The sequence below is a fragment of the Pseudomonas sp. SLFW genome (assembly GCF_009905615.1).
Taxonomy (GTDB): domain Bacteria; phylum Pseudomonadota; class Gammaproteobacteria; order Pseudomonadales; family Pseudomonadaceae; genus Aquipseudomonas; species Aquipseudomonas bambusae.
Map to the genome: position 1 here is coordinate 22,481 of NZ_JAAAKW010000030.1, position 24,096 is coordinate 46,576.

A 24,096-nucleotide genomic window follows, 5' to 3' on the forward strand; every position below is an offset into this window, starting at 1 on the left:
CGTGTCACGCTGGAAAAGCGGACTGATCCGGCAGACTCAAGCGCGAGCCAACGTTTGGCTGGCGTGATAAGCACGTGCGGTTTCAAGGCGCTGGGCCGTGATGTTGGCCGCGCGTTCCGTCACTGTGCGCAAAATCGACGCAGGCGCGCTTTTCGGCGAACCGGCCTGGAAAGGCGGTTCCGGGTCGTAGGCCATGTAGAGTTGCAACTCTTGGGCGACCGTCTCCCCGCGCAGCAGTGAAACCAGTACCAGCGACCCATCGATCCCGGACGTCACGCCGCCAGCGCTGACGAACTTGCCGTCGATCACGACGCGCTCATCGCTGGGGATGGCACCGAAAAAGGGCAGCGTTTCCATGGCTGTCCAATGGGTCGTCGCGCGCTTGCCCTTGAGCAAGCCAGCCCCGCCACACAAGAGCGCTCCGGTGCACACCGAGAACACATACTTCGCGTTTGCGGCTTGCTGACGGATGAAAGAAAGCACGACCTCATCATGCATCAGGGCTTGCTGGCCATAGCCGCCCGGCACCAGCAGCACGTCGAGCTGTGGCGCCTTGTCCAGGGTCGTATCGGCCAGCAACAGCATCCCGGCCAGATCACGGACCGGCTCTTTGTCCTTCCAGATGGTGAAGAACGTCGAGTTCGGGGTACGTGCCAACGCTTCGAAGGGGCCGGTGAAATCGCATTGATCCATGCCGGGAAAGATCAGGGCGCCGATCTTCAAATGGGTCTCGAGTGGAATAGTCATGTTCGCTCCAACAGTATCAAGGTTAGTGGTACAACATTTGTTATGTACCAGTACAAATATAGGCTATTGTCTGCCCTGTCAACGAATTTTGACGCCGGGGTGAGTACCCACGGGCGGCCTGTCCGGCGTTCCGCCGCTGGGCAGAGCCTTCGGGTGAGCTACGCAGATGGACCAGCGACCGCCCTGTTCACTCGACCAGACACACGTTTCTCAGGGCCTTCATGCGCATTCACGTGACCTTCATCGACCGCGTCGGCATCACTCAGGAAGTCCTCGCCCTGCTGGGTGGGCGCCGCTTCAATCTGGAGGCCGTGGAGATGGTTCCCCCCCACGTCTACATCGATGCGCCAACGCTCGGCGCCGAGGTGCTGGAGGAGTTGCGCGGCGCATTTCTCGGCGTGAAAGGCGTGCAATCGGTGACGGTGGTCGACATCCTTCCGGGCCAGCGCCGACACCTGCAGCTCGATGCGTTGTTATCTGCCAGCTCCGACCCGGTGTTGGCGGTGGATGAGCGCGGGCATGTCTTGCTGGCCAACCCTGCGCTGATAGCTTTGTGCGGACGCGAACCGGCCGGCGAGTCGCTCGCCCAGGTGTTTGATGACGACGTGCTGCACACGTTGGTCAGCCACGCCTTTCGCTTGCCGATGCGAGAAGTCAGCCTTGGAGGGCGAACCCTGCTGCTCGACGCCATGCCGATCAATGCGGCGGGCGCCCTGATCACCCTCTACCCGCCAAGCCGAATCGGCGAGCGGCTGTCGGCGCTGCGCCATGACCCTGCCGGAGGGTTCGACGCGATTTTGGGTGCTTCCCAAGCCATTCAAAAGCTCAAGGCGCGAGCGCATCGCGTGGGAGGGCTCGATGCGCCTCTGCTGATTCAAGGCGAGACCGGCACCGGCAAAGAGTTGGTCGCCCGCGCCTGCCACGCGATCAGCAAACGGCGTGAGGCGCCCTTCTTGCCATTGAACTGCGCAGCGCTGCCGGAGAGCCTTGCCGAGAGTGAGCTGTTCGGATACGCCGCTGGCGCCTTCACCGGCGCGCAACGGGGCGGCAAGCTCGGGCTGCTGGAGCTGGCGGATCAAGGCACGGTGTTTCTGGACGAAGTCGGAGAAATGTCACCCTATCTTCAGGCCAAACTCCTGCGTTTTCTGAGCGATGGGTGCTTCCGTCGCGTCGGCGGTGACCGGGAGATCAGGGTCAACGTGCGAATCCTCAGCGCGACCCACCGCAATCTGGAAAACATGGTCAGCGATGGTCACTTTCGTGAAGACCTGTTTTATCGCCTCAACGTGCTCAACCTGCACGTGCCGCCACTGCGCGAGCGTGGCCAGGACATCCTGCTGATGGCAGAGCACTTCATGCAGCAAGCCTGCGCGCAGATTCAGCGTCCGGTTTGCCGGCTGGCCCCCAGCACGTTTCCCGCCTTGCTCGACAACCGATGGCCGGGGAACGTCCGGCAATTGCAAAACGTGATCTTTCGCGCCGCGGCCATTTGTGAACATCCCAGGGTGGACCTCGACGACCTGGACATCGCGCGCACGGCCGTGGATGGGCAGCAAACCCGCGAGATAGGCAGCCTGGAGGACGCGGTTGCCCGCTTCGAGAAAGACCTGCTGGAACAGCTTTACCCCAGCCACCCTTCCAGCCGACTGCTGGCGGCGCGGCTGAAGACCTCGCACACCTCGATCTCCATGCGACTGCGCAAATACGGCATCCCTGGCAAGTCCTGAGCCTTTTGCTCCAGTGCCGTGTTCGCCTGGCCACAGCGCCTATAAAAAAAGCACCCTCAGGTGCTTTTTCAATGACGCGTTCTTCCGTTTATCGGGCTGCCGTCGCTCGCGCCGCGTGCAGCTTTTTATAGCTCTCGATCAAGCGCAGGTGTTTGTCCAAGCCTTCAAGCTTCATGCTCGTCGGCGTCAGGCCGTGGAAGCGGACGCTGCCGTTGACCGAACCGATCGCCGCGTCCATGCGTTCGTTGCCGAACATGCGGCGGAAGTTGACTTCGTAGTCGGCCAGTTCCAGGTCGTCGTCGAGTTCCATTTCCAGCACCACGTTGACCGCCTGATAGAACAGGCCGCGTTCGACGGTGTTGTCGTTGTATTGCAGGAAGGCTTCGACCAGATCTTTGGCTTTTTCGTACTTCTGCAGGGCGAGGTAGATGAGCAGTCTCAGTTCGAGAATGGTCAGTTGGCCCCAGTCGGTGTTGTCGTCGAACTCGATGCCGATCAGCGTGGTGATGTCGGTGTAGTCGTCCAGTTCGCTGTCTTCCAGGCGCTGGGCGAGGCTTCTCAGGCCGACTTTGCTCAGGCTGTGCAGGTTGAGGATGTCGGCGCGGAAGGCCAGCGCCTTGTTGGTGTTGTCCCAGATCAGGTCTTCGATCGGATAGATCTCGGAATAGTCCGGCACCAGGATGCGGCAGGCCGTCGCGCCGAGGTCGTCGTAGACCGCCATGTAGGCTTCCTTGCCCATGTCTTCGAGGATGCCGAACAGGGTCGCGGCCTCTTCGGCGTTGGCGTGCTCACCCTCGGAAGAGAAATCCCACTCGACGAATTCGTAATCGGCTTTCGCGCTGAAGAAACGCCACGACACCACCCCGCTGGAGTCGATGAAGTGCTCGACGAAGTTGTTCGGTTCGATGACTGCCTGGCCTTCGAACGTCGGCTGCGGCAAGTCATTCAGGCCTTCGAAACTGCGGCCTTGCAGCAGTTCGGTGAGGCTGCGCTCCAGAGCGATTTCGAAGCTTGGGTGAGCGCCGAACGAGGCGAATACACCGCCGGTGCGCGGGTTCATCAGGGTCACGCACATGACCGGGAATTCGCCGCCCAGCGAGGCATCTTTCACCAGCACCGGGAAACCCTGCACTTCCAGCCCCCGAATGCCCGCGAGGATGCCCGGGTACTTGGCGACGACCTCGTGCGGCACGTCCGGCAGCGCGAGTTCGCCTTCGAGGATTTCGCGCTTCACCGCCCGCTCGAAGATCTCCGACAGGCACTGCACCTGAGCTTCCGCCAGCGTGTTGCCCGCGCTCATGCCGTTGCTGAGGTACAGGTTCTCGATCAGGTTGGACGGGAAGTACACGGTTTCGCCATCCGACTGGCGCACGAACGGCAGCGAGACGATGCCGCGCTGAGTGTTGCCGGAGTTGGTGTCGTACAGGTGCGAGCCGCGCAACTCGCCGTCGCGGTTGTAGATTTTCAGGCAGTAGTCGTCCAGCACTTCGCTCGGGAGCGCGTCGTCCGGGCCGGGCTTGAACCAGCGCTCGTTCGGGTAATGCACGAAGTCGGCGGTGGCGATGTCCTCGCCCCAGAACTGGTCGTTGTAGAAGAAATTGCAATTCAGGCGCTCGATGAATTCGCCCAGCGCCGAGGCCAGTGCGCCCTCTTTGGTCGCGCCCTTGCCGTTGGTGAAGCACATCTGGGAGTGAGCGTCGCGGATGTGCAGCGACCAGACGTTGGGCACGATGTTGCGCCACGAAGCGATCTCGATCTTCATGCCCAGCGCCGCGAGGATGCCCGACATGTTGGCGATGGTCTCTTCCAGCGGCAGGTCCTTGCCCGCAATGAAGGTGCTTTCGCCGGACAGGGACGCCGGCATCAGAAGGGCCTGGGCGTCGGCGTCGAGATTTTCGACTTCTTCAATCACGAACTCGGGCCCGGCCTGCACCACTTTTTTCACGGTGCAGCGGTCGATGGAGCGCAGGATGCCGAGGCGATCCTTTTCGGAAATGTCGGCGGGCAACTCGACCTGGATCTTGAAGATCTGGTTGTAGCGGTTTTCCGGGTCAACGATGTTGTTCTGCGAGAGGCGGATGTTGTCCGTCGGGATGTTGCGCGTCTGGCAGTACAGCTTCACGAAATACGCCGCACACAGGGCCGACGACGCCAGGAAGTAATCGAACGGACCCGGCGCCGAGCCATCGCCCTTATAGCGAATGGGCTGGTCGGCGATCACCGTGAAGTCGTCGAACTTGGCCTCCAGGCGGAGGTTGTCGAGAAAGTTGACCTTGATTTCCATGGGGTTTACCAAAAGCGAAAAACGGAATGGCGGCCATTATCCGGGTTTTGCGCCGGAAGTCTCGTGCGGTCGGCTCAGAGGGTGAAGGTCGGACCGATCAGCGAATGTTGCGAGATGTGAAAAAATTGTAAAAAATCCGTTACCATTTGTGTATATTTCTCATTTGCGACTGATTGACAATTACTTCTCTGCTCAACCAACCAGGAAATCGATCTTGAAAGCCCGCCTCCCTGCCAGCCTGTTGTTCGCTGGCGCTTGCAGCGCCATGCCCCTCGCCCACGCCGCTGATGAAATCACCCTGCCCTCCACGCAAATCCAGAGCAACGGCGTCGCCCAAGCCGACGAGCAAAGTCAGGGTTATCAGGGGAAGACGGCCACCAGTACCACGCGTCTGGGGCTGTCGGACAAGGAAACGCCGCAAGCGGTGACCACCGTGACCCGCGACCAGATCGACGATTTCCGCATGAACAGCGTCAAGAGCGCGTTGCGTTCGGCGCCCTCCGTCACGGTCGAGCAGATCGAAACCGACCGCACCGAGTTCACCTCACGCGGCTTCAACATCAACACCTTCGAATATGACGGGATGGGCATGCCTTTCACCGGCGACTTGCTGGTGGGCGATCAGGACTTGGCCGAGTACGAGCAAATCGACGTATTGCACGGCGCCAATGGTTTGATGAGCGGCAGCGGCAACCCGTCCGCGACGGTCAACTTCGTGCGCAAGCGTCCGACGAAGGATGTGCAAGCGAAGATCAGCACCAGCGTCGGCGCGTGGGACAACCGCCGTCTGGACGTGGACGTGTCCGGTCCGCTGACCGACAGCGGCAACGTGCGCGGGCGTTTCATTTATGCCCACGACAAGGGCAACTCCTACCTCGACCGCTACAGCCACGAAATCAACGTTGCAGCGGGTCTGATGGACTTCGACCTGACCGACGCCGATACCCTGACCGTCGGTTTCTCTCAGCACAACAGCGATTCGAACGGCAGCAGCTGGGGCAACCTGCCGCTGTCGGATTCGGACGGCAACCCGATCCATTACGGCAGCCGGAGTTCCAACGTCGGCCAGCCTTGGACCTACTGGAACGTGCACACCCAGCGCACTTTCGCCGAGCTGAAACATGACTTCGGCAATGGCTGGAACAGCAAGCTCTCCGTGACCGGCATCCGCCAGTACCAGGACACCGACATGTTCTACATCGCCAGCGTCACGGGCGACGACGCGTCGGCTTATGCGACCCACATCACCAGCAAGACCGATCAGGTGATCGGCGAGGCGCAGCTGTCCGGTCCTTTCACCCTGTTTGGCCGCGACCATGACCTGACCGTCGGCGCCAATTACGGCCGCACGCATTTGAAGGCCAACGAGCATGACATCGACGCCAACGGCTATTACGACGTGCCGTTCTCCAGCGCGCTGGCCGGCACGCTCACCCGTCCGTCACTGGATTACACCTTCGACACCAACAACCAGAATTTCCGGGACACCCAGAAGAGCCTCTACGCCGGTACGCGCTTCAGCCTGATGGATGACCTGCACTGGATCGTCGGTGCGCGGATGCTCAGCGCCGATGGCAGCGGTCTGGATTACGGCGCTGACCATTACACCCGCGAGCACGGCAAGGTCACGCCGTATTCCGGTCTGGTGTACGACCTCAACGATCAGTGGAGCGTGTACGGCAGCTGGACCAAGATTTACGCGCCGCAATACAAGGTCAGTTCGGACGGCAGCATGCTCGACCCGCTGGAAGGCACCAGCAAGGAAATCGGCATCAAGGGCAGTCTGGACAGCGGCCTCAACCTGACGGCAGCGCTGTTCAAGACCAAGCAGGAGAACGTTGCGGGCAACGGGCAGTATCAGGGCAGCCGCTTCGTCTACGACCCGATGGATTACAAGAGCCACGGCGTCGAGCTGCAGGCGTCGGGCGAAGCGATGCCGGGCCTGGAAGTGTTGGGCGGCTACACCTACGTGCGCATCGACGACGATAACGACGACCGCGCCCGCAAATTCGTGCCGACTCACAGCTTCCGAGGCATGGCGACGTATCGCCTGCCGGGCCTGCCAAAAGCCAAGGTGGGCACGCGGGTCAGTTGGCAGAGCGCTGTGCAAAGCGACACCAACAGCGAGGTACGCCAGAACGCCTACGCCCTGGTGGACCTGATGAGCAGTTACGACATCGACGAGCACTGGAGCACGTCGGTCAACCTCAACAACGCCACCGACCGCAAATACCTGATGTCGCTGTACGACAGCGCCACCAGCGCTAACTACGGCGCCCCACGCAACGTGACCGCGTCGGTGACCTGGACATATTGAGCCGCGTGTTCCTGTAGCACTCCGACTTGCCGGCGGCGCGGCCTCACAGTCGCCACCGCCGGTACGCCGCGCTGCAGCAGCCAATCGTTGGTCTCACAATCTGGCACGTCGCAAGGGTGACAATCCATTCCCCATGTGGGAGCGAATTCATTCGCGAGAGGCCGGTACATCCGACACGTGTTTGTCGGTTGTATGATTGCATCGCGAAGGAATTCGCTCCCACAGGGTTCGCGATTATCCAGCCGGAGCGCGTTCAGGCTGGCAGCGCTTGCGCCGACAGTCTGGCTCGGCGGCAGCATGGATCAGTCGCCCAAGGCTTCGATAAAATCCGTCGACGGCACGAAGAACAGCGCACCGCTCACGGCCTTGCTGAAATCCAGCAGCCGGTCGTAATTCCCTGCAGGGCGGCCGACGAACATGTTTTCCAGCATCTGCTCCAGCGGTTCGGGCGAGCGTGCGTAGCCGATGAAATAGGTGCCGAACTCACCCGATCCCGGGCGCCCGAACGGCATGTTGTGGCGCAGGACTTTCACCTCTTTGCCGTCTTTCTCGATGACGGTCAACGCACTGTGCGAGTTGGTCGGTTTCACGTCATCGCCCAGTTCGATGTCCGACAGCTTCTTGCGACCGATGACCAATTCCTGTTGCTCGACGGTCAACCGGTTCCAAGCCGTCATGTCGTGCAGGTATTTCTGCACGATCACGTAACTGCCGCCCGCGAACGCTGGGTCTTCATCACCGACGATGGTCGCTTCTGCCGCGCGCTTGCCTTCCGGGTTTTCCGTGCCGTCGACGAAGCCGATGATGCTGCGCATGTCGAAGTTGCGGAAACCGTGGACTTCTTCGACGACGGTCACTGCATCCCCCAAGGGTTCGAGGAGTTGGGTCGCCAGTTCGAAACACAGGTCCATGCGATCGGCGCGGATGTGCATCAAAATGTCGCCCGGCGTGGCCACCGCGCGGCGCTCCGGCGGGCCGAACTCGCGGAAGTTGTGCAGTGCTGCCGGACGCGTGATGCCGAACAGCGAATCCCAGGCGTTGAAGCTGAAGCCGCAAATGCAGGACAGATTGCCGTCGGGCACGCGTTTGCCGACCGCGCGGACCAGTCCCGCGATGTCAGCGCACCAGGCCCGGGCGGTTTCAATGGCGTCGTCGCCCGGCGCGAGGGTAGCAACCATGAAGATCGCGCTGCTGGTGATGGGCGTGTCGATGCCTTGGGGGAATGGGGTGACTTTGATCATCTTCCAGAAATTCCTTTTCTGTGGGAGCGAGCTTGATCACTCCCACAGGTCACTCTTCACACAATAATCGGGGGAGAATCAGTCCAGATCCGCCGCCGAATGCCGCTCCGGCACTTGTTTGTCTTCGTCGCCCCACGTGCGGTTGACCCGCAGGCCGCGCACGACGGCCGGGCGGTTGGCGATGGTTTCGGCCCAGCGCTGGATGTGGGTATAGCTCTCGGCGTCGAGGAATTCGGCAGAGTTGTACACGGTGCCGCGCACCAGTTGGCCGTACCATGACCACACCGCGATGTCAGCGATGCTGTAGTCCTTGCCGCCCAGGTACGGGCTTTCAGCGAGACGACGGTCGAGCACGTCGAGCTGACGTTTGGCTTCCATGGTGAAGCGGTTAATGGCGTATTCGATCTTTTCCGGGGCGTACACATAGAAATGCCCAAACCCGCCACCCAGATAAGGCGCTGCGCCCATCTGCCAGAACAGCCAGTTCAGGGTTTCGGTACGGCCCGCCGGATCGGTGGGCAGCAACGCACCAAACTTCTCCGCCAGGTAGAGCAGGATCGAGCCGGACTCGAACACGCGCACCGGCGGCTCGACGCTGCGGTCCAGCAAAGCCGGGATCTTGGAATTCGGGTTGATGTCGACGAAACCGCTGGAGAACTGGTCGCCCTCCCCAATGCGGATCAGCCACGCGTCGTATTCGGCATCGGTCTTGCCCAGCGCCAACAGCTCTTCGAGCATGATGGTGACTTTCACCCCGTTGGGGGTCGCCAGCGAATACAGTTGCAGCGCGTGCTTGCCGACGGGCAGGACTTTCTCGTGGGTCGGACCGGCCACCGGACGGTTGATCTTGGAGAACTGACCACCGGATTCCGCATCGTTTTTCCAGACCTTGGGCGGTACGTATGCTGCGTTCGACATGAAACTAACCTCTTGAAGTGAGTCACTGCGAAGGGTCCATGGGCACCGCCAGACGACACGGCGGACCGCAACCAGACCGGGCGTGATGGAGAGCGGTTCAGGGTATGCGCTTACGTTGGGGCGGCTCAAGAACATTTCAATCGCGACGTCTTGGCTTTAACCTGACACCCCTTCCTAGCCCCTCCCCGACAGGAACGCCATGCTCGCCCCCTTTTCCGGTGCCAAGATCGCCGTGCTGTGTGAAGGCCAGTTGCTGATCTACCTCCGCGACGACATCCCCACGATTCCATGGCCCGGCCTGTGGGACCTGCCGGGCGGCGGCCGGGAACAGGACGAAACCCCGCTGCAGTGCGCGTTGCGTGAAACCCATGAAGAATTCGGCCTCACCCTCGATCCGGCGTGGATCGTCTGGCAACGGCGGTACGCAGACCAGGGCATGCACGGCCTCGACACGTGGTTTTTCGTGGCTGAGGTGCCGCCGGGCACATTCGATCAGGTGGTCTTCGGCGATGAAGGCCAGCGCTGGATAATCAGCTCAGTCGAAGCCTTTCTGGCCCTGCCGGACGCCATTCCCCGCCTGCAACAGCGTTTACGCGAGTACCTGAACGACGGCCGATAACAGCCTGTCAGACCAACGGACGTGCCGCATCCCGAGCAAACAGCGCCGCCAATTCCTCAGAAGGCACCGCCTTGCTGAAATGGAAGCCCTGCACCTCATCGCACGGATGCCGTTGCAGGCATTCCAATTGCTCCAGGGTTTCAACGCCTTCGGCGGTGACCGTCATGCCCAGCGAGCGCCCCAGATCGATCATCGCCTGCACGATCGCCTGATCGTTGCCGCGCTCGGTCATGTGGGAGATAAAGCTGCGGTCGATCTTGATCCCGTCCAGCGGGTATTTGCGCAAGTACGCCAGCGATGAAAAACCGGTGCCGAAATCGTCCAGACTGAGCCGCACGCCCAGGGCCCGCAGCGCCGTGAGCGTCGCCAGCGCGGCGTGAGCATGATCGAGCAGCACGCGCTCGGTGATTTCCAGTTCCAGACGGCTGGCGGGCAAACCGCTGTCGAGCAACGCGGCGGCGACCACCGCGACCACGTCTTCGTTCTCGGCCAATTGGCCCGGCGACAGGTTCACCGACAGGCCGATGTCGTCCGGCCAGGTCATCGCTTCGCGGCACGCAGTGTTCAACACCCACTGCCCCAGCGGCTGAATCAACCCGGTCTCTTCCGCGAGGCCGATGAAGGTGTCGGGCGGGAGCAGGCCGCGCTCCGGATGCTGCCAACGCACCAGCGCCTCGAAACTGCGCAACGAACCGCCAACGGTGGCGTAACGCGGCTGGTAGTGCAGGCGCAACTGACCGTCGAGCAGCGCCTGACGCAGTTCCTGTTCGAGCTGACGACGGGCCACCAGTTGGGTTTTCATGCTGTCGTCGTAGAAACACCACGTATTGCGACCGGCGCCTTTGGCCTGATACAGCGCAATGTCGCCGGTGCTCAACAGCTCCGCGGCGGTGTGCGCGTTTTCCGGGGCCTGAGCGATACCGATGCTGGTGCCGATGAACACGGTCTGCCCCTCGACCTCCAGCGGGCGGCACAGGTCGTCCACCACCCGCCCACACAGTTCAATGATGTCGCCTTTTCGCGACTCGCCCACCAGCACCAGAATGAATTCGTCGCCCCCGAGCCGTGCGACCATGCCATTCGGTTGCGCGTGGCTGCGCAGGCGCTGGGCGACTTCCTGCAACACGCGGTCACCGATGGCGTGGCCCAGCGCGTCATTGATCGGTTTGAAGCGGTCCAGGTCTAGACTCAACACCGTCAGCGCTGACGGCGCCGGTCGATCCAGGTGTTCGTCGAGGAATTGGTGCAGGCGCAAGCGGTTCGACAAGCCGGTCAGGGAATCATGCAACGACAGCTGGCGAAAACGCTGCTCGCTGCTGGTCAGTTCCAGTTGGCTCGCGTGCAAGGCGTCGAATTGCGCATCGATCTGTCGCGCCGACGTCAGCGCATACCGCACCAGCATCGCGAGGACGATCGCCAGCACCAGCACCCCGGAAATGAACAGTGGCAAGGTCTGTTGCAGCAGGTCCATGCCGGGCTTGGGCGGCACCCAGCCCAGTTCGATCCTGGAACCGAGCAGCGGCATCTGGTCATAGCCCTGCCGTGGCGCGGGAGAAACGGAGATCGTCGGCAGACCGTAGGTGTCGCTGAGGTGCGCGAGCTTGGCGGGGTCGAGAATGGTGACGAACATCATCACCGACATGGGGCCGGGCACCGGTTCGATCAGCGGGTCGGACGCCGGGCTGATGGTCGCTGCGGCCACCAGCGCGGGCACGCCGTCGACGCTGAACGCGCGCACCAGCCCGTCGTTCTCCTGAGTGGACTGGCGAGCATCGGCGATCAACGCGCTTAAATCGCCTTCCAGCCAGTCGCCTGCCTGAATCATCGAGGGTTTGCCATCGATCACCGCGTAACTGGTGCGGTCGTTGGCATCGATCACCAACACGCCGTTGTAGCCGTACAACTCGTAGGGCACGGCGCCGACGTTGCGCTGTTCGTCCGCCCACGGTTTGTCCACCACCATGTGCAAGTGTTTGTAGGCCTCGCCCCACTTGGCGTAGTTGATGATGTTGCGCCCCACCTCGTTGCGCACCTGATCCAGCGTGCGGGAGATGAACGTGCGCGAACGCTGCTGCACGTCGCGATCCTGATTGAGCGCGTTCTGCACCAACAGGTAGCCACTCAGGCCGATCAGCAGCAACAGCGCGCAGATCGCCGGAAAGAGGCGCAGGATCAAGTGGCGACTGCGACGTGTGGCGGCCCAGTCGGCCAGTGTGGGTTTGAACATGCAGACACCTGAATGCATCGACGGTAACGACCGCGGCTCGTCTGGACCGGCCGTCAGCAAGACGCTGCGGCCGACCGATGATTGCGATTGGCTATCGTAACCGGCTGTTTCTGCAGGGGCTAGCGGTCATTCTGCGAAGCGGCGGTTACTTGGTCGCGAACAGCCGCCTTGTCGATGACCGAGTACACGTTGCGAATCCGCCCGTCGCTGAATTCATAGAACACGTTCTCGGTGAACTGCACGCGCTGGCCGTTGACCGCCGCGCCAAACAGTTCGCCCACCGGGGTGCAGTCGAAACGCAGGCGGGCCGCGACGTGCGGCGGGTCCGCCAGCAACATGTCGATCCCGAAATGCAAGTCGGGGATGGCGCGAAAATCGTTCTCCAGCATGCGTTGGTAACCGGCCAGTCCGATGCGCTGGCCGTTGTAGTGGGCCTCCTCATCGACAAACCGGCCGAGGCTGGCCCAGTCCTGATGGTTCAGGCAATCGATGTAACGGCGATACAGGCTGAGAATTTCGGGTTCGGACATGGGGAAGCTCCCTTTTATCATCGCTGCGGGTGCAGCCTTCGGACGTTAGGGCGTGCGAGCTCCGGGTTAGTTCACCGCGAGGCCGCAGGCGGTGGCGTTCTTGAAATTGCTTCCGCAGGCTCATTATTACCAAACCCACAACACTGTTTATCCACGCTGTCGCAGGACAATTTGCCGCAGCAAGGGAGTTTTTTGGTATCTTTGCGCAATTAACTAACTGGTTAATTACACACGTGAGCACGCCTCGATGTCCGATGTTGCGGCGCGTCGTCACGGGATAAAACCTCTCCCCCACCACCGCCGAGGACGACCTGAAACCCTCGGCGTCAGCAGGATCACGCAACATGACAACGTCTCGACCTACGGCACCCGTCAGTCGCTGGCCCATCTGGGTCGTCGCCTTCGGCGTGCTGATATTTGGCTTACTGTTTTCGGCGGGAGGCGGCTACCTCGTCACCCTGGGCGGCAGCTGGTATTTCCTGCTGGCGGGCCTCGGCCTGATCGCCTCTTCGGTTCTCCTGTTCCAAGGCCGCCTCGCGGGTGCCTGGCTGTTCGCGGTGGTGATGGTGCTGACCCTGATCTGGGCCGTTGTCGATGCCGGTCTGGTGTTCTGGCCGCTGGTGTCGCGCCTGTTCGCACTGGGCGTGTTGAGTCTTTTGGTGGCGCTGGTCTACCCGACCCTGCGCAAGAGCAACGGTCTGGCCAGCGGTCGCGGCGGCTACGCCCTGAGCGCGCTGCTCGCCCTCGCCATGGTCGGCGGATTCTGGGGCATGTTTCAGCCCCACGCCTCGGTGTCGCCCACCGGCAATGGCCCTGAGCTGACCAAAGTCGACCCGGCCAAGGCGCAGAAAGACTGGGCGCACTACGGCAATGACGAGGGCGGCAGCCGCTTTGCTGCGCTGGACCAGATCAACCGCAGCAACGTGTCGAAGCTGGTCCCGGTCTGGACCTACCACACCGGCGACATCGCCCTCAGTGATGGCAACGGTGCCGAAGACCAGATGACCCCGCTGCAAATCGGCGACAAGGTGTTCATCTGCACCCCGCACAACAACATCATTGCGCTGGACGCCGACACCGGCAAACAGCTGTGGAAGCACGAGACCAACGCCCAATCCGCCGTCTGGCAGCGTTGCCGGGGCCTGGCGTATTTCGACGCCACCGCCGCCGTCGCAGCGCCCACAGACGGCAGCGTCCCTGCCGCGCCGGTCAGCGTGCCCGCCGGTGCAAGCTGCCAGCGCCGCCTGCTGACCAACACCATCGACGCCCGCCTGATCGCGGTCGATGCCGACACCGGCGAGCTGTGCAAAGGCTTCGGCGACAACGGCCAGATCGACCTGAAAGCCGGTCTCGGCAACGTTCCGGATTCTTACTATCAACTGTCGTCGGCACCGTTGATGGCGGGCACCACCGTGGTCGTTGGCGGGCGCGTGGCGGACAACGTGCAAACCGACATGCCCGGCGGCGTGATCCGTGGTTTTGACGTGGTCACTGGCGAGATGCGCTGGGCGTTCGACCCTGGCAACCCGGAAGACAAGAAGGCCCCGGCTGACGGCGGCACCTACGTGCGCAGCACGCCGAACAGCTGGGCGCCGATGTCTTACGATCCGGCCATGAACACCGTGTTTCTGCCAATGGGCAGTTCGTCCACGGACATCTACGGTGCCGAGCGCACCCAGCTCGACCACACCTACGGCGCGTCGGTGCTGGCGTTGAACGCGACCACCGGCCGGGAAAAGTGGGTCTATCAGACCGTCCACAACGACCTGTGGGACTTCGACCTGCCGATGCAGCCGAGCCTGATCGACTTCACCCAAAAGGACGGCAGCACGGTCCCGGCGGTGGTGATCGGCACCAAGGCGGGCCAGATTTACGTCTTGGATCGCCACACCGGTCAGCCGCTGACGGAAGTGAAAGAGGTCCCGGTCAAGCCGTCGAACATCCCGAACGAGCCGTACTCGCCGACGCAACCGAAATCAGTGGGCATGCCGGAAATCGGCGCGCAGACGCTGACCGAATCGGACATGTGGGGCGCGACCCCGTTCGACCAGCTGCTGTGCCGCATCTCGTTCAAGAAAATGCGCTACGACGGCCTCTACACCGCGCCGGGCACTGATATTTCGTTGAGTTTTCCGGGATCGTTGGGCGGCATGAACTGGGGCAGTCTGTCGACCGACCCGGTGCACGGTTTCATCTTCGTCAACGACATGCGTCTGGGCCTGTGGAGCCAGATGGTACCGCAGCAGAAAGACGCCAAGGCGTCGAGCGGCGGTGAAGCGCTGAACACCGGTATGGGCGCCGTGCCGCTCAAAGGCACGCCGTATGCGGTGAACAAGAACCGCTTCCTGTCCGTGGCCGGGATTCCGTGCCAGGCGCCGCCGTTCGGCACCCTGACCGCCATCGACATGAAGACCCAGAAAATCGCCTGGCAAGTGCCGGTCGGTACCGTGCAGGACACCGGCCCGATGGGCATCAAAATGCACCTGCCATTGCCCATTGGCATGCCAACGCTGGGGGGCACCCTCTCCACTCAGGGCGGGCTGATCTTCATCGCCGGGACCCAGGATTACTACCTGCGCGCCTTCAACAGTGCCAACGGCGAAGAAGCGTGGAAAGCCCGCCTGCCCGTCGGCAGCCAGGGCGGCCCGATGACCTTCGTCTCGCCGAAGACCGGCAAGCAATACATCGTCATCACCGCCAGCGGCGCGCGCCAGTCGGCAGACCGTGGCGACTACGTGATTGCGTACGGATTGCCGGACGGCCAGTAAAACGCGGCACATGAAAAACCCGCTGTCACCTCATGGGTGGCAGCGGGTTTTTTTATAGTCCTTCTAGCCGTTCTGCTTGTTGGCCGTGGCTCAGGGCGATGGCCTCAATTCCCCGCCACTTGCGCCACTTCACCCGAGGTCACCAGCGCTTTGAGCGAGGCGTCGAACTGTTTCAGGGCGTGGACTTGCAACGCGCGCTGTTGATCGATCTGCGCGGCAATTTCAGGGGCGGCCTTGTCGTGAACCCAGACCGATGTCAGCTCCTGAGCACCCGCGCCTTCCGCTTTACCAATGTATTGCAGGTTTTCGTCATAAAACTTGGCGACAAACCGTGCCTCTACTTTGCTATTACGCTGGGTCACGAGTTGGTTGTAGGTGTCGAGCATGACCACCACATCAGGGCGCGCTTTCATCAACGCATCGAGATTGTCGTAAACAGTGACCGACGCAAACTCTTTGGCAATCGACGCTTTGAGCCAATCGATCGCCAGCTTCGGATCGGAGCTGTTGACGAACGCCTCACGAATCCGCGAATCCAGCGCGCCATTTTTCACGCCCTTCAATGCCACGGCGTGATAACGCTCAAGGTATTGGAGCGTGCTGACGGTGTTTTCGCTGTAAAGAACGCCCACCGATTGGGTTTTTCTCAACGCAATGTTGCTGTCAGCCACAGGCACGAAATGGCAGGAATGTTCATCCACGGCAACGGTGGCCGCATAAACAGGCGCGGTGGCAGCGACGCCCCCAGTGAGGACGGCGACAAGTGTCAGCAGGGTTGAAATTCTCATCGCGGGTGTCCTCTAACGCCAGTTCGGTATGGCTCTATCCTGCTCCTTTGCTGGAAAAAAAGAACTCCCGATTGATGATGTTCACTATCGATTTCACGAATGGTAGACAGACGGAAAAGGTCTTTTACGTTTTACTGAATAAAGCAACTTCGCCCTATGCTTATATCGACTAACTCAGAAGGCCAAGTTACCGATTACGTGCCGAACTTTATGCAGCGCTTGTTGTAATGCACTCATGTCCACCGACCCGAGTGCCAACCGAATCGCATGGGGCACCGGGCTTGAAATGGCAAACGGTTCGGCGGTGGACACCGCGACGTTCATCGACAATAACGCCACCGCGACCTGATCCGCCCGCACCTCTTCCGGCAGGGGCAGCCACAGAAAATACGACGCGGGATGGCCGATGACCTTCAGCCCCTCCAACGCTTTCCGGGCCAGGGTTTGCCGTTCCCTCGCATCTTCACGTTTTTCCGCTTCGAGCCTCAGGACGGTGCCGTCTTCGATCCAGCCACAGACCAGCGCGGTCATCACCCCCGGCGTATTCCAGGTGGTCGCCCGTATCGTTCGTTCAATCGCAGGCACCCACTGCAACGGCGCCACCACGAACCCCACCCGCAAGCCGGTGGCGATGTTTTTCGAGAAGCCCGACACATAAACCGTCAGCTCCGGGGCCAGCGCTCGCAGCGGCGCAGGGGGCGAATCGGCGAGAAAGGCATAGGCCGCGTCTTCGATCAACAACAAGCCGTGTGTTCGTGCGATGCCGACCAGACGCTCGCGCCAAGGCAAATCCATGACCCAGCCCATGGGATTGTGCAGGGTCGGCATCGCATACACCGCCTTGATCCGGCGTTTTCGACACAGTGCCTCCAACGCCTCCAGATCAGGGCTCGTATCGGTCAGCGGGACCGGCACCAGTTCCAGCCGATGGGCGTCAGCGATCACCTTGAAACCTGAATAGGTCAGTGCATCCACCGCCACCACGTCCCCCGGTTTGAGCAAGCCCATGACCGTCGCCGCCAGCCCGTGTTGAGCGCCACTGACGATCAGCACCTCTTCCGCCTCGACCTGCAACCCCCGCTCCGCCAGATGTCGCGCCATGCAGGCCCGTTCATGGCCTCTGCCAGCGTGGGGCTGATAGCGCAGCAAAGCCTCCAGATCCCCCGACAACGCCAGTTGCCGCAACCCCACGCGCAATAACTCCGCCTGTTCCGGTAATGCCGGGTAGTTGAAGTTCAGGTCCAGCACGCCCACGGCGGCTGCCTGTTGATCGACGCCATGGCTCAGCGGCAGCGCAATCTCGCGAACGAAGGTGCCGCGCCCGGCTTCGCCGCTGATCAGGCCCATCGCCTCCAGCTCGGCATAGACCCGAGACGCGGTGACCAGCGCCAGCCCTTCTTGCTCGGCCAATTGGCGGTGGGTCGGCAAACGCGTGCCTGGCGGCAAGGCGCCCGAGGCGATGTCGCTGGCAAAGGTGTCGACGAGGGTTTTGTAGCGGGCGCGGGGCATGGGGCTGTATCCATGACAATTTTTTGATTGTCCTGATACTGCGCCTTAGGATACGTCAACTGCAACCTGGCACCGGACGATCAGCATGGAACACGCATCGAAACTGCAACACGGAAATCCCGTGAAAGCCTCCAACGGCTGGCTGAACGGACTGATCGGGGTGGTGATCTTCAGTGGCTCGCTGCCCGCGACACGCATCGCGGTGCAGGAAATCGCGCCGGTGTTTCTGACCGTGGCCCGGGCGTCCATCGCCGGGGGTGTGGCGTTGTGCATGCTGCTGTTGCTAAAAGAACAGCGTCCGGCCCGGCATCACATCCTGCCGCTGTGCATCGTCGCGTCGGGGGTCGTGCTCGGCTTTCCGCTGCTCACGGCGCTGGCCTTGCAATACGTCACGTCCGCGCATTCCATTGTCTTCGTCGGCCTGTTGCCATTGGCGACCGCAGTCTTCGCCGTATTGCGCGGCGGCGAACGGCCCAAACCAGCGTTCTGGCTGTTTTCGGTGCTGGGGAGCGCGCTGGTGGTCGGGTTTGCAGTGGCTCAGGGGCTGTCGCAAGGACTGAAAGCCTCCCCGGTCGGCGACTGTCTGATGCTGCTGGCGATCCTCGCGTGCGCACTGGGCTATGCCGAAGGAGCGAAAGTCTCCCGGACCCTCGGCGGCTGGCAGGTGATCTGCTGGGCGCTGGTGATTTCCCTGCCCGTGATGCTGGCGCTGACTGCATTGACCGCCCCGCCCACCCTCGCCCACCTGAGCTGGCCGGCATGGCTGAGCCTGGGTTACGTCTCATTGTTCAGCATGCTGATCGGCTTCGTGTTCTGGTATCGCGGGCTGGTGCAAGGCGGGATCGCGGCCGTGGGGCAGTTGCAATTGCTGCAACCGTTTTTCGGGCTGGCGCTGGCGGCCACGTTGCTTCATGAACAGGTCAGCGTCGGGATGATCGGCGTCACCGTCGCGGTGATTCTGTGTGTGGCAGCGGCGCGCCGGTTCTCGCGATAGCCGCGTCGGTTTTCACGTTAGCCGCGCGCCGGTTTTCTCGCTGAACACGCTCAGTTGCTCAGGGCTGCGGCCGTACGTCTGCCGTACACCAGCAGCCCGCTGAAACAGATCAACGCCATGCCCGCCACCGAAAACAGTGCCGGGTAATTGCCGAAGAACAGCATCCCGTACAGCGTGGCGAACACGATCTGCAAATAGCCCAGCGGCGCGAGCGCGGACGACGAGGCGTAGCGGTAGGATTTCGAAATCAGGAAATGCGCCGACAGACCAAGGCTGCCCAGCACTAGCAACATCAGCCATTGGGTCAACGTCGGACTGACCCAGAAAAACGGCACCACCAGGCTCAACAGTGCGGTGCTGAAAACACCCACATAAAAGCTGCACACCGATGGGCTGTCCGACTCCCCGGCCAGTTGCGTCAACAGTTGGTACACCGCGAAGCAGAACGCACAGGCCAACGGGAACAGCATCCACAGCGAAAACCCGTCACTGGCCGGGTTGATCACCACCAGCACGCCAATGAACCCAACGATCACCGATACCCACTGCAAGCGGTCCGCGCGAATGCCGAACAGGAGCGGCGAAAGGATCGTGACGAAGGCCGGTGCCAGGAACACCAGCGCAGTTGATTCGGCCAACGGCACGTGGGTCAGGCCAAACAGAAACGTCAGGCTGTCGCCTAACAGAAACACGGCCCGAAGGAAGTGCAGCCAAGGGCGTTTGGTGTGGAAGGCGGCGCGACTTTTTTCCCGGATGATCACGCTGGTGACCAGCAAGGTGTGAATCAAATACCGCGCCCACGCCACGAAAATCACCGGCAGGACGAAGATCAGGCTTTTGGAGAGCGCATCGTGGGTGGCAAACACAAACGCCACGCCCACCATCAGCCACATGCCGATCACGTGGCTGGAACGGGAAGAAACAGTCATCGAACCGCCGGACAGTCAAAAGGTGTGCAGGAATGCGCGGGAGTACACCACAGTTGAGGCCACGGTCCAAGCAGGCCGCCGCCCGCAGAGGATTCGACGTCGGTCGCAGACATTGAGCACGACACCCCCTCCCCTGTAGGAGCGAATTCATTCGCGAAGGCGATTCAGGCGATGAAGATGTATTGGCTGTACCGGCCCTTTCGCGAATGAATTCGCTCCTACAGGGGATTCGCGTCAAGGCAGTCACAGGTGCATCGCCTGATACACCGCCTTCGCGGCCGTCGTGCCTCCGGCTGCTCCCACAGGTTTGGTGTCGGTCGCCGACCTTGAGTACGACGCCTCTTCTCTGTGGGAGCGAATTCATTCGCGAAGTGGACTCAGGCGATGGAGATGCGTCGACTGTACCGGCCCTTTCGCGAATGAATTCGCTCCCACGAGGATTTGCGTCAAGGCAGTCACAGATGCATCGACTGGTACACCGCCTTCGCGGCCGTCGTAACCTCCGGCTGCTCCCACGGGGATTGTGCCTGTCGTAGCCCTGGAGTACGACGCCTCTCCCCTGTAGGAGCGAATTCATTCGCGAAGTGGGCTCAGGCGATGGAGATGCGTCGACTGTACCGCCCTTTCGCGAATGAATTCGCTCCCACAGGAAATCCGGATCGTCTGGTATGGCCTGGCCCATCCGCCACCGCCGGCTATCCGTGCGGCTACTTCGTGCGACTCACCCGCCACACCTTATTCCCCACGTCATCCGCCACCAGCAACGCACCCTGCTGGTCCAGAATCACGCCCACCGGACGTCCTTGAGCCTCGCCATCGGCATTCAGAAAGCCGGTGAGGAAGTCGATGGGCATGCCCGATGGCTTGCCGTTGTCGAAGCCGATGAACACGACCTTGTAGCCCGATTGCGGGTTGCGGTTCCAGGAGCCGTGTTCGCCGACGAACACACCGTTGGAGAAGTTCTCGGGCATGCCTTTGGCATCGGAATAGGTCAGGCCCAGCGGCGCGACGTGGGTGCCGAGGGCGTAATCGGGGGCGATGGCCTTGGCGACCATGTCCGGACGCGGTGGCTGGACGCGCACGTCCACGTGGCCGCCGTAATAACTCCACGGCCAGCCGTAAAACGCGCCGTCTTTCACCGAGGTCAGGTAATCCGGCACCAGGTCGCTGCCGATTTCGTCACGCTCGTTGACCACGGTCCACAACTCGGTGCTGCCCGGTTTCCAGATCAGGCCGTTGGGGTTGCGCAGGCCGCTGGCGAACAGGCGCTTCTGGCCGGTCTTGGCGTCCACTTCCCAGATCGCCGCCCGGCCCTCTTCCGCTTCCAGGCCGTTCTCCCCGACGTTGCTGTTGGAGCCGACGGTGACGTACAGCTTGCTGCCGTCAGCGTTGGCCACGATGTTCTTGGTCCAGTGATGGTTCAGGCCCGCTGGCAGGTCGGTGACTTTGACCGGCGTGGCGGTGATTTCCGTCTGGCCTGCGGTGTACGGCACTTTCACCACCGCGTCGGCATTGGCGATGAACAACTCGTTGCCCACCAGTGCCATGCCGTACGGCGACGTCAGGCCGCTGATGAAGACCGTGTGCACCTCGGCCTTACCGTCGCCATCGGCATCACGCAGCAAGGTGATGCGGTTGGCGCTCGGCGCTTCGGCTCCGGCGCGGTCCATGACGATCCCGGTGGCCTTGCGCTTGGCCCACGCCATGAGCCCGCTGCCGCCATCCTTCGACCCTTCCGGTTTCGGCGGCGTGTTGCTCTCGGCCACCAACACGTCGCCGTTCGGCAGTTTGTACAGCCAGCGCGGGTGCTGAAGGTTGTCGGCCAGCGCCTGCACCTTGAAACCCTGCGGCGCCTTCGGCGTGTCATCGCCCTTCCAGCCCACGGCCTTCGACACCTTGAGCGTCGGAATCAGGCTGCTGGTCGGCTCCGGCAATTGCGGGTTGGGCCCGACACCGGCCTGAAACGGCAACTTGGAATTCTCTCCACAGGCACTCAACAGCACCGCGGTGGTCATCAGCAGTACAACGCGTTGCGACGGCTTCATCATTCGAACCTCTTGGCGGCCATCCATGGGCCGAATTGGAATTGACCGAAGTATCGCCCTGTCGCCCGACACCGAACAGGCCGGGGGCCACAAATGAGATTTGTCCTTCAGGCACGAATAACCGACCGCACGGAAGGCACAAGGGTTCAACTGCCCGGCCTGTTGCCCTCATGCCCCGAACGACACACGCCGCTCACTTCACCAACCGCTTCTCCTTGGAAGGCCGATAACCAAAGTACGAGCTGTAGCACTTGCTGAAGTGGCTCGGCGAGACAAACCCGCAGGCCACCAGCACTTCAACCTGCGACAGTTCGGTGTGCTGCAACAGGCGGCGGGCTTCGGTGATGCGCAGTTCGAGGTAGTAGCGCTGGGGCGTGGTGCCCAGTTGTTCCTTGAACAGCCGTTCGATCTGCCGCCGGGAGCGTCCGGCATAGACCGCCAGTTGCTCCATTTCCAGCGGTTCTTCGAGGTTGGCGTCCATCAGTTTGACGACTTCCTTGAGCGGCGCGCTGACGGAGATGTGCGGGCTGGGTTTGATGCGGCGGTAGCGCGATTCTTCGAACGACAGGATGTCTTCGATGCCTTCCACCAACGCCTTGTCGTGGAGTTCCTTGATCCACTCCAGCGCCATGTGAAACGCCCCGGACGGGCTGGACGCGGTGAGCCGCTGGCGGTCGACGACGAAGGGTTCGCTGGTGACGTGGGTGACTTTGGAGATTTCCGCCAGCGCCGGGCGATGCTCGGGGTGAATCGCGCAGCGGTAGCCTTCCAGCAGACCGGCGGCACCGAGGAACCACGCGCCGTTCCACAGCCCTGCCAGGGTCAGGCCCAGGTCGGAAGCGGTGATCAGCAGGTGGTTCAGCGACTCCATGACCTTGAGTTCGGTGCGATAGCCGCCGCAGATCACCAGCAGGTCCAGATCCTTGAGCGCCGACAGTTCAAGGCGCGCGTCCGGGCGGATGACCAGGCCCAAATCGCTGGTGACCTCGCCGTCCTGCAACCCGAAGGTGCGCGACGAAAACAGCTTCGGGCGCAACAGGTTGGCCGTGACGAGGGTGTCGAGAAACTGGGTGAAGGCCGGCAGGGAGAAATGTTCGAGCAGCAGGAAGCCTGCCCGGGTGGTCGCAGAGGGTGTCTTTTTATTGTCGTCCAGATAACGAAGGTTCTTGCCCTTCATGCCCCCACTGAACTCGCGTCTTTCGCTCAACGTTTGCCTCTTCGCTTGAAAACAGGCGCCCGGATGCGGGCGCTGCGCACGTGCCGATGACTCGACGCCTACGCCAGCTGGAAGCCGTGGGCGAGTGGATCGCGGTCATCGACAAAAATGGTGTTGTGGCCGGTCACGCGGGCCCAGCCGGCGATGCTGGGTTTCATGCCGTCGAATTCGCCGACCTTGATCGCGGCCTCGACTTTGCCCTCGTAGAGAGTACCGATCAAACTCTCGTGCCGGTAGAGGTCGCCCACATTCAAGCGGCCTTTGCCGAATAACTGCGCCATTCGCGCCGAAGTCCCGGTGCCGCCGGGCGAACGGTCGATGGCCTTGTCGCCGTAGAACACCGCGCAGCGTCCGTCGGCGGTGGGGTCTTTTGGGGCATCGCACCAGATGACATGGTGCACACCGCTGATGCGTGGGTTTTCCGGGTGGACGGGCTGGCTGACGTGGGCCAGCGCCGCCCGCAGCTTCACGCTCAGGTCGACGATATCGGCCGTGGTCTGCCCTTCCAGGCCGCGCCAGTTGGCTTGAGGTTCGACCACTGCGTAGAAATTGCCGCCGTAGGCGATGTCCACCGTCAGCGTGCCCACGCCCGGCACCTCCACCTCGACATCGGCGCTGTGCAGGTAGCTGGCGACGTTGTGCAGGCGCACCGAATCGACGACGCCGTTGTTCACCTCGTACGCCACGTCCACCCGGCCCGCCGGGGTTTCGATGGCCAGTTGACCGGGCACTTTCGGGGTAATCAGGCCTTCTTCGATGACCACCGTGGACAGCCCGATGGTGCCCGCGCCACACATGGGCAGGCAGCCGCTGACTTCGATGAACAGCGCGCCGAAGTCGCAGTCGCTGCGCACCGTGGGGTAGATGATCACGCCCGACATGATGTCGTGGCCGCGAGGCTCGAACATCAGCGCCGTACGCACCCAGTCATGATCACGGACGAAAATCTCGCGGCGCTCGGCCATGGACACCGACGGCAGCAACGGCCCGCCCCCGGCCACCACGCGCACCGGGTTGCCACAGGCGTGGGAATCGATACAGAAAAAGCTACGTCTCATCGTCGAAATCCTTCAGACCCTTTGGAAGGCCTAAACCAGCGTGGTTGGAGAGTGCCGCTGCAAGGCGCCCCGTGACAATCGATCCAGCAACAGTGCGATGGCGACGATGGCCAGACCGGCGCGCAAGCCCAGGCCCATTTCCATCCGCGACAGCCCCCGCGTGACTTCCGCACCGAGAC

The 24,096-nt window shown here is 62.0% G+C and carries 17 protein-coding genes and 1 pseudogene; 5 read left to right on the forward strand and 13 right to left on the reverse strand.

Annotation, left to right across the window (positions count from 1 at the left end; translation table 11 throughout):
- Positions 1-36: 36 nt before the first annotated feature.
- Complete coding sequence (locus tag GVN17_RS27535) at positions 37-747, reverse strand: DJ-1/PfpI family protein (RefSeq protein ID WP_166598450.1); 711 nt, start codon at positions 745-747, stop codon at positions 37-39.
- 221 nt (positions 748-968) lie between these two features.
- Between GVN17_RS27535 and GVN17_RS27540 the strand changes: the two genes are divergently transcribed.
- On the forward strand, positions 969-2,474 hold the full coding sequence (locus GVN17_RS27540) for a sigma-54-dependent transcriptional regulator (protein WP_166598451.1): 1,506 nt from the start codon (positions 969-971) through the stop codon (positions 2,472-2,474).
- Between the two features lie 88 nt (positions 2,475-2,562).
- On the opposite strand, the gene GVN17_RS27545 is transcribed toward GVN17_RS27540, so the two are convergent.
- Positions 2,563-4,758: an OsmC domain/YcaO domain-containing protein gene (locus GVN17_RS27545; protein WP_166598452.1), complete on the reverse strand. Its 2,196-nt coding sequence runs from the start codon at positions 4,756-4,758 to the stop codon at positions 2,563-2,565.
- A 265-nt stretch (positions 4,759-5,023) separates the two neighbouring features.
- Between GVN17_RS27545 and GVN17_RS27550 the strand changes: the two genes are divergently transcribed.
- The gene (locus GVN17_RS27550) at positions 5,024-7,075 is read left to right on the forward strand and encodes a TonB-dependent siderophore receptor (RefSeq protein ID WP_166598467.1); all 2,052 of its coding nucleotides are present in this window, start codon (positions 5,024-5,026) and stop codon (positions 7,073-7,075) included.
- A gap of 302 nt (positions 7,076-7,377) precedes the next feature.
- On the opposite strand, the gene GVN17_RS27555 is transcribed toward GVN17_RS27550, so the two are convergent.
- Entirely contained in the window at positions 7,378-8,316 is a 939-nt protein-coding gene (locus GVN17_RS27555) for a Dyp-type peroxidase (RefSeq protein ID WP_166598453.1), read from the reverse strand.
- A gap of 78 nt (positions 8,317-8,394) precedes the next feature.
- On the reverse strand, positions 8,395-9,234 hold the full coding sequence (gene yghU, locus GVN17_RS27560) for a glutathione-dependent disulfide-bond oxidoreductase (protein WP_166598454.1): 840 nt from the start codon (positions 9,232-9,234) through the stop codon (positions 8,395-8,397).
- 199 nt (positions 9,235-9,433) lie between these two features.
- On the opposite strand from yghU, the gene GVN17_RS27565 reads away from it, so the two are divergent.
- Positions 9,434-9,853: an NUDIX hydrolase gene (locus GVN17_RS27565; RefSeq protein ID WP_166598455.1), complete on the forward strand. Its 420-nt coding sequence runs from the start codon at positions 9,434-9,436 to the stop codon at positions 9,851-9,853.
- 7 nt (positions 9,854-9,860) lie between these two features.
- Here the strand turns inward: GVN17_RS27565 and GVN17_RS27570 are convergent, their stop codons facing one another.
- Together GVN17_RS27570 and GVN17_RS27575 are read right to left on the reverse strand one after the other, a co-directional pair.
- A complete protein-coding gene (locus tag GVN17_RS27570) occupies positions 9,861-12,080 on the reverse strand; it encodes an EAL domain-containing protein (protein ID WP_166598456.1) in 2,220 nt (739 codons plus the stop codon).
- Between the two features lie 119 nt (positions 12,081-12,199).
- Complete coding sequence (locus GVN17_RS27575; protein ID WP_166598457.1) at positions 12,200-12,610, reverse strand: ester cyclase; 411 nt, start codon at positions 12,608-12,610, stop codon at positions 12,200-12,202.
- A gap of 344 nt (positions 12,611-12,954) precedes the next feature.
- Between GVN17_RS27575 and GVN17_RS27580 the strand changes: the two genes are divergently transcribed.
- Positions 12,955-15,378: a glucose/quinate/shikimate family membrane-bound PQQ-dependent dehydrogenase gene (locus GVN17_RS27580; protein ID WP_166598458.1), complete on the forward strand. Its 2,424-nt coding sequence runs from the start codon at positions 12,955-12,957 to the stop codon at positions 15,376-15,378.
- A gap of 104 nt (positions 15,379-15,482) precedes the next feature.
- Here GVN17_RS27580 and GVN17_RS27585 read toward each other — a convergent pair whose 3' ends face one another.
- Together GVN17_RS27585 and GVN17_RS27590 are read right to left on the reverse strand one after the other, a co-directional pair.
- Positions 15,483-16,166 (reverse strand): ATPase, encoded by a 684-nt coding sequence (locus GVN17_RS27585; RefSeq protein ID WP_166598459.1) that lies wholly within the window; start codon positions 16,164-16,166, stop codon positions 15,483-15,485.
- Positions 16,167-16,340: 174 nt separating this feature from the next.
- Positions 16,341-17,675, reverse strand: a complete 1,335-nt coding sequence (locus GVN17_RS27590) for a PLP-dependent aminotransferase family protein (RefSeq protein ID WP_166598460.1) — start codon at positions 17,673-17,675, stop codon at positions 16,341-16,343.
- Between the two features lie 85 nt (positions 17,676-17,760).
- Here GVN17_RS27590 and GVN17_RS27595 point away from each other — a divergent pair, with 85 nt between their 5' ends.
- Positions 17,761-18,669, forward strand: coding sequence for a DMT family transporter (locus GVN17_RS27595; protein ID WP_166598461.1), 909 nt, complete (start codon positions 17,761-17,763; stop codon positions 18,667-18,669).
- 50 nt (positions 18,670-18,719) lie between these two features.
- On the opposite strand, the gene GVN17_RS27600 is transcribed toward GVN17_RS27595, so the two are convergent.
- The 5 genes and pseudogenes from GVN17_RS27600 to GVN17_RS29760 all read right to left on the reverse strand — a co-directional run.
- On the reverse strand, positions 18,720-19,598 hold the full coding sequence (locus GVN17_RS27600; protein WP_166598462.1) for a DMT family transporter: 879 nt from the start codon (positions 19,596-19,598) through the stop codon (positions 18,720-18,722).
- A 707-nt stretch (positions 19,599-20,305) separates the two neighbouring features.
- The gene (locus GVN17_RS27605; RefSeq protein WP_218576439.1) at positions 20,306-21,646 is read right to left on the reverse strand and encodes a sorbosone dehydrogenase family protein; all 1,341 of its coding nucleotides are present in this window, start codon (positions 21,644-21,646) and stop codon (positions 20,306-20,308) included.
- Between the two features lie 190 nt (positions 21,647-21,836).
- Positions 21,837-22,850, reverse strand: coding sequence for a GlxA family transcriptional regulator (locus GVN17_RS27610; RefSeq protein WP_256665461.1), 1,014 nt, complete (start codon positions 22,848-22,850; stop codon positions 21,837-21,839).
- 68 nt (positions 22,851-22,918) lie between these two features.
- The gene (locus GVN17_RS27615) at positions 22,919-23,917 is read right to left on the reverse strand and encodes a 4-hydroxyproline epimerase (protein WP_166598463.1); all 999 of its coding nucleotides are present in this window, start codon (positions 23,915-23,917) and stop codon (positions 22,919-22,921) included.
- A 30-nt stretch (positions 23,918-23,947) separates the two neighbouring features.
- Positions 23,948-24,096 (reverse strand): annotated as a pseudogene (locus GVN17_RS29760) (proline/glycine betaine ABC transporter permease); the annotation flags it as partial.